This is a genomic window from Mycobacterium shunyiense (genome assembly GCF_058270075.1).
In genome coordinates, this window is record NZ_JBZDPU010000033.1 from 22,479 (window position 1) to 34,988 (window position 12,510).

10 protein-coding genes are annotated in these 12,510 nt (G+C 66.0%); 7 read left to right on the forward strand and 3 right to left on the reverse strand.

From position 1 onward, the window contains the following. Positions 1-41: 41 nt before the first annotated feature. Positions 42-665, forward strand: coding sequence for a TetR/AcrR family transcriptional regulator (locus AC4ELH_RS28770; RefSeq protein ID WP_064933861.1), 624 nt, complete (start codon positions 42-44; stop codon positions 663-665). A gap of 21 nt (positions 666-686) precedes the next feature. Here the strand turns inward: AC4ELH_RS28770 and AC4ELH_RS28775 are convergent, their stop codons facing one another. Continuing rightward, positions 687-1,775, reverse strand: coding sequence for a methyltransferase (locus tag AC4ELH_RS28775; RefSeq protein ID WP_498888215.1), 1,089 nt, complete (start codon positions 1,773-1,775; stop codon positions 687-689). A gap of 143 nt (positions 1,776-1,918) precedes the next feature. Between AC4ELH_RS28775 and AC4ELH_RS28780 the strand changes: the two genes are divergently transcribed. The 6 genes from AC4ELH_RS28780 to AC4ELH_RS28805 all read left to right on the forward strand — a co-directional run bounded on the left by AC4ELH_RS28780 (position 1,919) and on the right by AC4ELH_RS28805 (position 10,264). Next, positions 1,919-3,391, forward strand: coding sequence for a DUF3375 domain-containing protein (locus AC4ELH_RS28780; protein ID WP_064957882.1), 1,473 nt, complete (start codon positions 1,919-1,921; stop codon positions 3,389-3,391). Next, the gene (locus AC4ELH_RS28785; protein WP_064882132.1) at positions 3,388-4,143 is read left to right on the forward strand and encodes a DUF4194 domain-containing protein; all 756 of its coding nucleotides are present in this window, start codon (positions 3,388-3,390) and stop codon (positions 4,141-4,143) included. The genes AC4ELH_RS28780 and AC4ELH_RS28785 overlap by 4 nt, the downstream gene beginning before the upstream one ends. Further along, entirely contained in the window at positions 4,136-7,498 is a 3,363-nt protein-coding gene (locus tag AC4ELH_RS28790; RefSeq protein ID WP_064882134.1) for an ATP-binding protein, read from the forward strand. The genes AC4ELH_RS28785 and AC4ELH_RS28790 overlap by 8 nt, the downstream gene beginning before the upstream one ends. Positions 7,499-7,569: 71 nt before the next feature. Then, positions 7,570-7,869 carry a type VII secretion target gene (locus AC4ELH_RS28795; RefSeq protein ID WP_064882136.1) on the forward strand — a complete coding sequence of 100 codons (300 nt, stop codon included), beginning with the start codon at positions 7,570-7,572 and terminating at the stop codon, positions 7,867-7,869. Beyond that, positions 7,866-9,707, forward strand: a complete 1,842-nt coding sequence (locus AC4ELH_RS28800; RefSeq protein ID WP_498888219.1) for an alpha/beta hydrolase — start codon at positions 7,866-7,868, stop codon at positions 9,705-9,707. The genes AC4ELH_RS28795 and AC4ELH_RS28800 overlap by 4 nt, the downstream gene beginning before the upstream one ends. Positions 9,708-9,817: 110 nt before the next feature. Beyond that, complete coding sequence (locus AC4ELH_RS28805; RefSeq protein ID WP_131812658.1) at positions 9,818-10,264, forward strand: lipoprotein LppJ family protein; 447 nt, start codon at positions 9,818-9,820, stop codon at positions 10,262-10,264. A gap of 18 nt (positions 10,265-10,282) precedes the next feature. On the opposite strand, the gene AC4ELH_RS28810 is transcribed toward AC4ELH_RS28805, so the two are convergent. Both AC4ELH_RS28810 and AC4ELH_RS28815 read right to left on the reverse strand, forming a co-directional pair. Continuing rightward, a complete protein-coding gene (locus AC4ELH_RS28810; RefSeq protein ID WP_498888252.1) occupies positions 10,283-11,098 on the reverse strand; it encodes a MaoC/PaaZ C-terminal domain-containing protein in 816 nt (271 codons plus the stop codon). Positions 11,099-11,111: 13 nt separating this feature from the next. Beyond that, positions 11,112-12,464, reverse strand: a complete 1,353-nt coding sequence (locus tag AC4ELH_RS28815) for a 3-oxoacyl-ACP reductase (protein WP_463793988.1) — start codon at positions 12,462-12,464, stop codon at positions 11,112-11,114. Between the last annotated feature and the right edge of the window lie 46 nt (positions 12,465-12,510).

Consider the following 12,510-nt stretch of genomic DNA (forward strand, 5'->3'; position numbering starts at 1 on the left):
GCTGCTGCCCTGTTCCTCAACCGGACGCTTATCCTGTTCGGATGGCAGGTGGAACCAAGCGGCTGCCGCGGGCTGTGCGTGAACAGCAGATGCTCGACGCCGCGGTGCAGATTTTCTCGGTCAACGGCTATCACGAGACGTCGATGGACGCGATCGCTGCCGAGGCCGAGATCTCCAAGCCGATGCTGTACCTCTACTACGGCTCCAAAGAAGAACTGTTCGGCGCCTGCCTCGACCGGGAGCTGACCCGGTTCGTGGACGTGGTGCGCGGGGAGATCGACTTCACCCAGAGCCCCAAGGATCTGCTGCGTAGTGCCGTGCTGGCGTTCCTCACCTACATCGACGCCAACCGGGCCTCCTGGATGGTGCTGTATACCCAGGCCACCAGCTCACAGGCATTCGCGCACACAGTCCGGGAGGGTCGTGACCGGATCATCGATCTGGTGGCCCGGCTGCTCAGCACCGGTACGCGTAATCCTCAGCCGGACAGCGATTTCGAGATGATGGCGGTGGCGCTGGTGGGTGCCGGCGAGGCGATCGCCAGCCGGGTCAGCACCGGGGATGCCGACGTCAACGAAGCCGCCGAGTTGATGATCAACCTGTTCTGGCGCGGTCTGAAGGGCACGCCCTCGGACGCGGGGACACAGTCGGTCACCGCAGGCTAGGTCGTTGCCCGCCGACGCGGATCAGATGGCGACACCCTCCACCAGGCTGAATGGTGATGCTGTCTCCACCACGCGAGTGAGCCGGAACCCGGCCTCCTGGTACAGCTTTCGGTAGTCGTCCTCGGTGCGTTCCCTCGCGGCGATCCCGATCAGCATCTCCATGTCGGTCCACTTGCCCAGGAACTCGCGGTCGTGGTCGGGAATCACTCCCTCGATCAGCAGCAGAGTGGTGCCCGGTGTGGCGGCGGCGCGCACATTGCGCAGGATCGACAGTGCCTCGGTGTCGGGCCAGTCGTGAATGATGTTCTTCATGACGTAGGCGTCGGCGCCTGCGGGGACGCTGTCGAAGAAGGAGCCGGGGATGACGCGGACTCGGTCGGCGGTTCCGTACTTGCCCAACATCGCCGGTGCGCCGTCGACCACCTGCGGCAGGTCGTAGAGCACGCCCCGGCTCCGCGGGGTGGCCTGCAGGATGGCCGCCAGCAGTCGGCCGTGCCCGCCGCCGACATCGGCGATGGTTCCGAACCGGGAGAAGTCGTAGGCGGCGACCACGGGGGCAATGGCCAGCTCGGAGACGCTGGTCATAGCGTCGTTGAAGATCGCGCCCAGTTCAGGCTCGGAGCCCATGTAGTCGAACGCCCCTTTGCCGCGCAGCCTCGGGATGACCGCCTCGCCGGTGCGGACCGCATCGGCGAGATGGCTCCAGTGCTCCCGATGCTGGGGCGAGCCGACGAATTTGGCCATCCCGGCGATCGAGACGGGCGCGTCTGTGCGCAGCGTGTCGCCCAACGGATTAAGTGCGTAGCGTCCGTCGCGCGTGCGACGGAAGACGCCCTCGCTGACCAGCGCCCGCATCAGCCGGTCCAGGGTGTCGGGATTGGCCTCGACGCGGCGCGCCAGCTCCTCGGGGCGCAGCGGGCCGTCGGCCAGCGCGTCGGCCACTCCGAGTTGTGCGGCGGCGGTGATGCCCTGGGCGACCCAGGCACCCAGGATCAGCTCCAGCATCGCCGCGGGCGGCGGGACCGTGCGCTGATGCACGCGACGCAGGTGGTGGCGAACGCGTTCGACCGCACGGACCAATCCGGCCGGCGGCACCTTGGCGGGAGTCACCGGATGACTCTAGGGCAGCTGGGCTGAGGTGTCGGTCACTATGGCCGGTCTGATAGCCAACAGCAAACCGAACTGGCGTCGGAACCTGTTGCGTCGGCCGCCTAGAGTGGTGCGAATGTTCAATGCGACCGAAGAGTCCGGTAATGCCTGAGGCAGGCACCGGCAGCTCGTCGCTGGACCAGCTCTACCAGCTCCATCGCGAGGTGGCCGATTCGCGCTCGTTGCGGCTCCTGGTGACGAACAACCTGGCCACCTACCTGACGCTGATGGAACGCCACCTGGACCGCGGCGCCAAGCTCACCGAGACCGACCTGGTGGTCCGGCTGGAACGCGACCTCGTCGACCTCGGCTCCGAAACGGACCAGTCGGGTCTGGCCCTGATCAAGCACTGGGCCAGCCAGGGCTGGCTGCACCGGATCACCGAGCAGTCCGGTGACACCGAACGCAATGTCTGCTACCTCACCTACGAGGCGCGGGCCGTGCTGGATTTCGCCCGCCGCATGCGACGGGAGGACACCGTCGCCACCGGCGGTTCGATCACCGGGATCGCGGCCGGTCTGCGCCGCGTGGCCGGCCAGGTCAGCAACGACCCCGATCGCATCCGTGCCGACATCGAAGCCGAAATCGCCAAGCTGCGTGATGAATTGGATGCTCTCGAGCAGGGACAGCGGCCGGAACCCGACCTGGTCGACGTCGAAGACGAGGCACGAGCCATCGCCTTGCAGATGGAGCAGATCGTCTCCGACATCGGGCAGTACGGCGCCATGCTGAACCGCATCACCACCCGACTGCTGGATGCCTCCGCCGATACCGATCTCGGCTACCGGGAGCGCCAACGCCAGCTTTTCGACGACTACGAGTCGCTGTTCGCCTCCCGGGAGAGTGCGTCCTACAGCGCCTTCACCCGAATGATCCAGGACCCCGAGCAGCGGGCTGCGCTGGTGGCCGACATCGAGGCGGTGACCCGTGAGTTGCCGCACCTGGACCCGGGCCTGCGTGAGGTGATGACGGGTTTCTTCGGCCTGGTGTCGGCGCAGACGGCCGAGGTGGGCCGCACCCGCCAGCGCTGCGCCCGACGGATCAAACGCTTCGTCGCGTCCGGCACGCTGGAACACAGCCGCGGCGTCACCCGTCAGCTCAACGACGCCCTGGCCAGCGCGCAGGAGCTGCTCAGCGTTTCGCTCGCCGACAGCCGCATCGGCATCGAGGTTCCGCTGGTCCGAACGGACTTCAATTCGATTGGCGCTGTGGCATTCAAGATTCGTGACGCCGTCCCGCCGTCGCAGGCCGAACCCTCGCACGGTGAGGTGAACTTGTCGGCCTTCTCCGCACTGGCGTCCCAGGTGGACGCCGCTGAGCTCGCCGAGTTGATCAACGGCGCGGTGGCGGACGGGCCATTGTCGCTACCCGACGCGATCGGCATGCTGGACGCGGCGTACCTGGGGCACGTCATCGTGCTGTGGTCCTGGGCACTCAAGCAACAGGTGGGAGAACCGGGCGACGGTCCTTCGGTCCGGGTGCGGTTCCGGTCGCTGGAGGGTGCCGACCGCGAAATCGAAATCCCCCGACTGGTTTTCAACGAACCGATCCCTACTGCCAGCGAGAGCATGCTATGACCGACACCCCGGAGTCGTCGCCCGTCAAAGACGGCGTCATCGATTTCGATGCCCTGCCGAGCATCGACGCCGTCGAACGGTCCACCGACCAGCGGCGCGCGCCCCGCTTCGACGGGGATGTCAGCGAACTGCCCGACCGCGCCTGCTGGGCGCTTCAGCATCTGCTGTCGCGTCGTTACGTCAGCAAGGACAACCACTCGGAGCTGTGGTCGTGGGTGACGCGGTACCGTGCCGAACTCACCGTGCGGCTGTCGGAACTCGATATGCGGCTGTGCATTTCGGATGATCACGACATCGCCTACGTCGAGCAGGCCGACTACGAATCGCAGTGGCGGCGTCGGCTGCTGCGCCGCGAGACCCTCAACACCTACGACTCGATCCTGGCCCTGCACCTGGCCAAGCTCATGCGCGCGGCGGCGCGCGACGAGAACGTACTGATCAGCCGCGACGAGATCCACGAGCTGTTCGCCGGGGTGAACAACGACACCGACCGGGATACCGCCTCGTTCGACAAGCGGATCGACAACGCGATCGAGCGGCTCACCGACATCGAGATGCTCGGGCGTAACCGGGAGGACGAGGACAGTTTCACCATCAGCCCGGTGGTCAACGCCATCATGACGGCGTCGATGATCACCGAGTTGCAGCAGCAGTTCGAGCAGCTCAAGCGGGCCGCGAACGGCACCGTCGATGACTCCGACGACACAGATGTATCCGAACGGCTCGAAGACGAAGTGGACGCCCATGGCTGACCCGACCAACCAGTTCTCCCTGTCGCGCCTGCAGGTCATCAACTGGGGCGTGTTCGACGGGTATCACTCGATCCCGTTCAGCCGACACGGCACCCTGATCACCGGATCCTCGGGCAGCGGTAAATCCTCACTGCTGGATGCGATTTCGCTGGCCTTCCTGCCGTCACACCGCCGCAACTTCAACGCCTCGGGCGACACCACCGCCGCGGGTTCGGGCACCGGCAAGCGCACGGTCGACAAGTACGTCCGCGGCGCGTGGGGCGAGCGACGCGAGGGCACCAGCCGCCAGATCATGTACCTGCGCGGGACGGGGCCGGCCTGGTCCGCGGTCGCGGTCACCTACAGCGACCGCACCGGGCGTTCGGTCACCGGGTTGGTCCTCAAATGGCTGGCCGCAGAGAAGACCTCGGATCCGGGCAGCCGCTACTACCTGATCGACGACGACCGCGACATCTTCGGCCTGTGCAACCGCTGGGCGTCCAACGGCTATGACGCCGCGGTGTTCCGGGACGACGGCTGGACCGGTGGCCGCAGCGAGAGCCAGTACCTGGCGCAGTTGTACTCCAGCATCGGTATCCGAGCCTCTGAAGCAGCCCAACAGCTGCTGGGCAAGGCCAAATCGCTGAAAAGCGTTGGTGGTCTTGAACAGTTCGTCCGCGAGTTCATGCTGGACGAGCCGGCCAGCCTCAGTGGCGTGGAGGAGGCGCTCGAGCAGATCAACCCCTTGGTCGAGGCCCGTGGTCTGCTCGACGTGGCCCGGCGGAAGCGCAACACGCTCGGCAACATCGCTGCGGTACAAGCGCGTTATGCCGAGGAGGCCGCCAAGTTCGGGGTGATCGACACGATCGACAACACCATGATCCGCGATTACGTCGACCATGTGCGGCTGGCCCAGGCCGGCCCGGAGATCGCGAATCTCGATGATCAGATCACCCAGCTTGGCGCCCAACGCGACGAGTTCGGTACCCAGCAGCGTCAGCTCAAGAACGAGCACAACTCGCTGATGGCCCAGATCAACACCGTCACGGTGGATCTGGTGCCGCTGCAACAGCGCCTGACCGAGGCCGAGCGGGTCAGCGAGGAGGTGTCGCGTCGGCGCAGCGGCTACGAGGACAAGGTCACCGCGCTGGGGTTGACCCCGCCGGACGACGGCGAGGAATTCTGGTCGCTGCGTGAGACTTTGATGGAGGAAGCCGACCGGCTGCACCGCGAGTTGTTCACCGGAAATCAGCCCTACGTCGAGGCCTCGGCGAAGGAAGTCCGGGCTCGTGAGGCACGCGAGAGCGTGGAAGCCGAGTTGGAGCGGGTGCAGCGCCTGGGTTCCCCGCTGCCCAGAACCGAGTATGAGATGCGGGCACGTATCGCCCGGGCGCTCGACATCTCTGAACGCGATCTGGTCTACGTGGCAGAGCTGATGGAGCTCAAGCCGGACGAGTCGCGGTGGCGGCTTGCGGTCGAAAAGGTGTTGCGCGGTGCCGGATTGCGCTTGCTGGTTCCCGACGCCCACATGGAACGGGCGCTGCGTTTCGTCAACGAGAACGACATGCGCGGCCGGATCCAGCTGCAGCACGTCCAGCACGGTTCGCAGTTGCGGACTCCGCCCCCGGCCACGCTGGCCACCAAGCTTCAACTGGCCGACCCGACGCATGACAGTGCCGTGGAGGCGCTCAACGTGATTGCCGCGGTGGGTGATTACGTGTGCGTCGACGGGCCAGGGGAGTTCACCGAGCAGTCCCGCGCTGTGACCGACCAGGGCTTGCGCAAGGACAGCGGCCGTCTCTCCATCAAGGACGACCGGTCACGGCTGCGCCCCTCGGATTACATCTTCCTCGGCGGAACAGCGGCCAAAGTCGAAGCGTTGCAGGATGATCTGACCGCGGCCCAGGACGTGTACCAGGTGGCGCGCACGGCCCGTGAGCGGCTCGACGAGCACCGCGGCCAGCTGCAGTCCCGGGAACGGGCCTGCCGGGCGCTGTGCGACCAGTACATGCAGTGGAGTGACATCGACACCGATTCGGTGGACGAGATGCTGGAGCGGCTGCAGGGCGAACACGATCTGCTGGTCTCCGACAATCCCGACGCCGAACGGCTGCAACAGCGGGCCGACGATTGCTGGGAGCGCGTCGAGAAGGTCATCCAACAGATCGGTTCGCTCAACGAGCGTGAGACCACCCTGGACCGCAGGCGAACGGCGCTGCTGGAGCTGAGCGAGGTCTTGACCGAGCGGCTCGGTGCCGGCGAATTCCCGTCCCATGCCCGGGACACGATCGACGGCTATGCCGCCGACATCGCGCTGAGCCTGGAGTTGCTCGAACCCGAGCTCTACCGGAACGAACTGGTCCGCGTCATCAGTCGTGAACGGGACCGCCTGCGGGCGGACCGCAACCGGTCTCACGACGAGTTGGCCGGGATCATGGCCGCCTACGACAGCTCGTTCCCCGATGCGATTCCCAACGACAGCGATGTGTTCGACGAGCGGGTGCACGACTACGTGGCGTTGTGCCGTCGGATCGACGAGCGCGAGCTGCCCGACGCCTACGAGCGCATGCAGCGGCTGATCACCGAGCAGGCGCCGGGCGCGATCCTGAACCTGCACATGATCGCCGACAACGAGGCTCGGCGGATCACCGAGCAGATCGCCCGCGTCAATACCGGGCTGGGCGCGGTGGAGTTCAACCGCGGTACCCGGTTGACGCTGCATGCCGGTACCCGACATCTGGCTGCCGTCGACGAACTCAACGAGAAGGCCCAGCGCATCTCCTCGCGGGTGTCCCTGGTGAGCTTCGGCGACGAGACCGCGATGTTCGAGCAGTACACCGACATCCTGCAGTTGCGAAAGTTGTTGGCGGGCAACACCCCCGAGGACCGCCAGTGGACCCGCGATGCACTCGATGTGCGTAACCGGTTCGTGCTGTACTGCGAGGAGCGCGACGCCGAGACCGGCGAGGTCATCCGGACCTACAGCAACTCCGGCGACAACTCCGGCGGTGAGCAGGAGAAGCTCATGGCGTTCTGTCTGGCCGGGGCGCTGAGCTTCAACCTGGCCAGCCCCGACAGCGACGACACCCGGCCGCTGTTCGCCCAGCTCATGCTGGACGAGGCGTTCTCGAAGTCGGATCCGCAGTTCGCTCAGCAGGCCCTGTCGGCGTTCCGCAAGTTCGGCTTCCAGTTGGTGATCGTGTCGACCGTGCAGAACAGCACGACGATCCAGCCCTACATCGACAACGTGGTGATGGTGTCCAAGTCGGACGCGTCAGCGCCCAATGCCCGGCCGGTCGCTTCGGTCACGTCGGCGTCGATCTCCGAATTCGCCGATCTGCGAAAGACCTCGGGCGAGGCGGTTGCGAGCGCCTAGTTCGAGCGCAGGGGCCGGCTGACCAGAATTTGGTGTCTTTACCGGCGTGACGGTGCACTTATCCTCGAAGGGTGACGCCAACCCTGCGAGTAAACGCGCCGACGTTGCGCGATGTTGCTGCAGCGGAGAAATCGGTAGCTGCGGCCGCGTCGAACACCGGAGCCGCTGCGGCGCTGGCTGATGCGGCGGCCGGCATGGCGGGATTGCGCTCCGCGGGCGGCTGTCAATCGGCCCAGGCGGTGTTCGATGAAGTCAACCAGTCGGTGACTACGGCGCTGAACGGTCACTCGCAGAAGCTCGAGGCGGCAGCCCAGCAGTATGAGGCCACTGACGCCACCTTCGGTCGTCGATTGCAGCAGTTCAGTCGATGACGGTCACCGTCGAGCAGGTGAAGGCCTCGCGACCGGAGGCGCTGACCCGCGCCGGCGCTCAGATGGAGGCGGCTGCGGCGGCCTACCAGGCCCAGATCGATCGGCAGCAGGCGAACCTGGACAAGCTGAAGTCAGGATGGCAGGGCACGGCGTCAGATGCGGCAATTGCCGACGGGCAGAAGACCCTTGAACAGATGCGGCGCGTGCACGAGGCCATGGTTCGGGTGCAAGCTCCTCTGCAGGCCGGCGGCGCGCAGTTGACCCAGATCAGATCATCGGTGTTGCAGACCGTGGCGCAGTTGGAGGGTCAGGGCTGGCAGGTCGCTTCGGATGGCACGGTGTCGGTGCGGCCGGGCAGCGCTCTGGATTTCTACGCTCGGCTCAGCCCGGTCAACGCGTTGATGGTCCGCATGCTGGCGGTTCGCAACACCGCTGCGGTGAAAAAGTTGCTGGCTCAGTTCGACGCGGCGGATCAACAGACCGACGAAGCGGTACGGCAGGCAGTGGCCGGCCTGACCAACAGCCCGGGCAGCGGGTCCGGCGGGGGCGCACCGACCCCTGGTGACAAGGCCGAGCCACAAATCCCCGACACCAAGGACCCCCACGCGATCCATGATTGGTGGCTTTCGCTGACCCCGGAGCAGAAGGCGCAGATGCTCCGCGATCACCCGGACAAGATCGGGAACCTCAACGGCATCCCGACCGGTGTGAAGAGCGAGGCCAATCTGAAGATCCAGAAACAGGATCTGGCCCGGGTCAACTCTGCGGCTGAGGCGCACCATGTCAGCGTCGACGAGGTGCGGGCGCACCCGGAAAAGTACGGTCTGACCGCCACAGACATCACGCGTTACCACAATGCGGTCGAGGTGCAGAAGGCGCTGGACCGCTATGGCCGCGACGCCAAGCTCCCCGGGACCGACGATCAGCACCCACCGATCTTTCTGACCAAGTACGACCCCGAGGCGTTCGGCGGCAAGGGTGCGGCGGCGATCGCGATCGGTAACCCCGACACCGCCAACAACACGACCGTGAAGGTCTCCGGTCTCACCACCTCGGTGAAGGGCGGATCGTTGGACAACCCCGATCCGGTCAACCTCTACAACGAGACCAGTTTGGCCGACCCGAGCAAGTCGAACGCAGTCGTCATGTGGATGGGTTATGACGCGCCCGACGACCAGGCGGTCGCGGTGCCGAACATGGCCCGCCACGGTGCTGAACTGTTGGCCGCCGACGTCAACGCTCTGGACGCCACCCACTTGGGTTCCAGCCACCTGACTGTGATCGGCCATTCCTACGGCTCGACCACTGTGGCCGATGCGGCGGCCGGGTTCGGTATGCGCGCCGACGACATTGTGCTGATCGGTAGCCCGGGCACCGATCTGGCGAAATCGGCAGCCGATTTCCACTTGCCTCCGGACGGCCATCTGTACGTGGGGGCGGCCAGCACCGACCCGGTCACCTACCTCGGTCGGGAACACATGAATGCACCCGGCCTGGGCCTGGGCACCGACCCGTCGATCGAGGGGTACGGATCGACCCGATTCGACGCCGAATCCTCGTTGCGCGACTACGGCACCGATCACAGCAGATACTTCGAACAGGGCTCGGAATCGTTGTACAACATGGCCGACATCGCCTCAGGACACGGTGATCGGTTGCAACAGAACGGGATGACCGCCGAACATCGCTCGGATCACTGGTATGCCAAAGTTCCGGTGGTGATACCAACCCCGATGGGCCCCATCCCGGTGCCCGGCACCTCGATCACCATCCCGGGTGTCGACCAAGCCTTCGACCCCGAGGCGGATCGGCGCGCTCAGGACAACCACCGCCATTAGGAACTGAGGGAGGAGCATGAGGATTGGGTACGCGTTGGAGACACGTGATCACGGCGATCGCGCTAGTGACAATGACCAGTGTGATGGTCGGGTGCGGCGGTGGTAACGCAGTGAAAGAACCGATGACACCGCAACAGTCCCGCGCGCAGGTGATCGACGCCGGCAAAGAACTGGTCCGGGACCTGGGGTTGCGGGGCAACCTGACCAGAACGACGTTCACCTACGAATCCTGCACCGATGACAACAAGGGCCCGTTCAGAGGCAAGCTCGTGTTGGTGTTCTGGATGCCGGGCGCCGACCGGTCCGCGCCGCTGGACCCTGCGATGCTCGTTACCGCGCTGCAGCAACACGGATGGCAGGGCGACCCCGACTTCCACTCACACAGCACCGCGACGTTGCAGAAGAACGACGTGGAAGCAGTGGTGGAGCTGATGTACGTTCTCCCACTGGGCGCGCACGCGCGCGTCACCCTCTACGGCGAATGCCGCGACACCTATGACCACTCCAAAGACCCGTTCGACCGTGGCGACGTGACGGCTGAGCTGGAATCGCAATAGCCCCCGGCTACTTCGCAGTCAGACGGGCTGCACCGTCGCAGTGAGGTGTGGGTAGCCCTTCTTCAGGTTGCGCAGCGTCAGCTCCCAGCCCTCGCCGTCGCGTTCGACGTAGAGTCCGGCCTTGGCGGGCAACACCACAGGTTTGGCGAACCGCACGGAGTACTTGACCGCATCGGGGAGCTGCCCCTCGATGTTGGCCAGAACCGCTGCAGCGCTGAACATCCCGTGTGCGATGACCGTGGGGAAGCCGAACAGCTTGGCGGCGATCGCGTTGGTGTGGATGGGGTTGTGATCCCCGCCGATCGACGCGTAGTTCCGAATCTGGCCCGCGGTGATGTTCAGAACCGCGTTGGGCGGCGGCAGTTTCGGCTGCTTCTGCGGTTCCGGTTTCGGTTCACCGGACAGGCTGGTCTTCTGCTGGTGCAGGAACGTCGTCACCTGGTGCCACGCCGTGTCATTGCCGACCTTGAGCTCGGTGACGATGTCCACCAGCAGGCCCTTGCGGTGCTCACGCAAGTTCTCCGCGTGTACGGCGGCGCTGACGGTGTCGGTCACCTTGATCGGCCGGTACTGCGTGATGTGGTTCTCGATGTGTACCGAACCCATTGCGGCGAAAGGGAAATCGAATCCGGTCACCAGTGACATCACCGTGGGGAAGGTCAATGCGAACGGGTAGGTCAGCGGCAGGGTGTCGCTGAACCGAAGCCCGGTCACCTGCGCATAGGCGGCAACGTTGGCCGGGTCGATGGACAGCTCGTCGACCGTGACGGTGCGTGCGGGCAGGGTGTCGTCGCGCGGTATGAACGGCAGGGCACCGACGACGGCGCGCAGCATGTTGTTCACCTGCTCACGCCCCCAACATGGCCTGGCCGCAGACCCGGATGGTGTTGCCGGTGACCGCATTCGACGCCGGGCTGGCGAAGTAGGCGATCAACTCGGCCACATCCACCGGCTTGCCTCCCTGGAACAGCGAGTTCAGCCGGCGGCCCACCTCACGGGTGGCCAGCGGGATGGCGTCGGTCATCTTCGTTTCGATGAACCCGGGGGCCACGGCATTGATGGTGATGCCCTTTTCGGCCAGCACCGGTGCGAGAGCCTCGGTCAGGCCGATCATGCCGGCCTTGGTGGTGGCGTAGTTGGTCTGGCCGCGGTTGCCGGCGATGCCGGCCATGGAGGACAGTCCGATCACCCGGCCGCCCTCGCCGAGCGTGCCGCTGGCAACCAGACCCTCGGTGAGGCGCTGCGGGGCAAGGAGATTCACCGCGATCACCGAATCCCAGCGGCTCTCGTCCATGTTGGCCAGCAGCTTGTCGCGGGTGATGCCGGCGTTGTTGACCAGAACGTCGACCTTGCCGCCGTGCTGTGCGGTGACGTGGGCGACGATCTGCTCGACCGCATCGTCGGCGGTGACGTCCAGCGTCAGGGCGCTGCCGCCGACCTTCTCGGCGACCTTGCCAAGATCCTCGGCCGCTTGGGGGACGTCGACCGCCACCACGGTCGCGCCGTCACGTGCGAACACCTCGGCGATCGTCGCGCCGATGCCGCGCGCCGCGCCAGTCACCACGGCGACCTTGCCGGCCAGCGGCTTGTCCCAGTCGGCGGGCGGGGTCGAGTCGGCGGCGCCCACCCGGTACACCTGCCCGTCGACGTAGGCCGACTTGGCCGAGAGTATGAACCGGAGGGTGGACTCCAGGCCGGTGGCGCCGGGCTTGGCGTCGGCGGCCAGGTACACCAGCGACGCGGTGGCGCCGCGCTGCAGCTCCTTGCCCAGCGAGCGGGTGAAGCCCTCCAGGGCACGCTGAGTGATCTGGGCGTGGACGCTGCCTGCTTCGTCCGGCGTGGTGCCGATGACGACCACACGCGCGCACGACGCGAGGTTGCGCAGTACCGGCGTGAAGAACTGGTAGAGCTCCTTGAGCCCGGCGGCGTCGGCGATGCCGGTGGCGTCGAGCACCACACCGCCGAACGAATCGGCCCAGCGGCCGCCGATGTTGTTGGACACGACGTCGTAGTCGCCGGCGAGTGCGGCGCGCAGCGGCTCGACGACGCGGCCTTCGCCGCCGATGAGCAGGGAGCCGTTCAGGGGCGGCTGCCCGGGGCGGTAGCGGCGCAGGGTCTCGGGCTGCGGCACGCCCAGCTGCTTGGCCAGGAACGATCCCGGCCCGGAGTTGACCACTTGGGAGAACAGGTCGGAAGCCACTTCAGCTGCCTTTCGCTTCGCAGTACTGCGTTGTCAATACCGAACT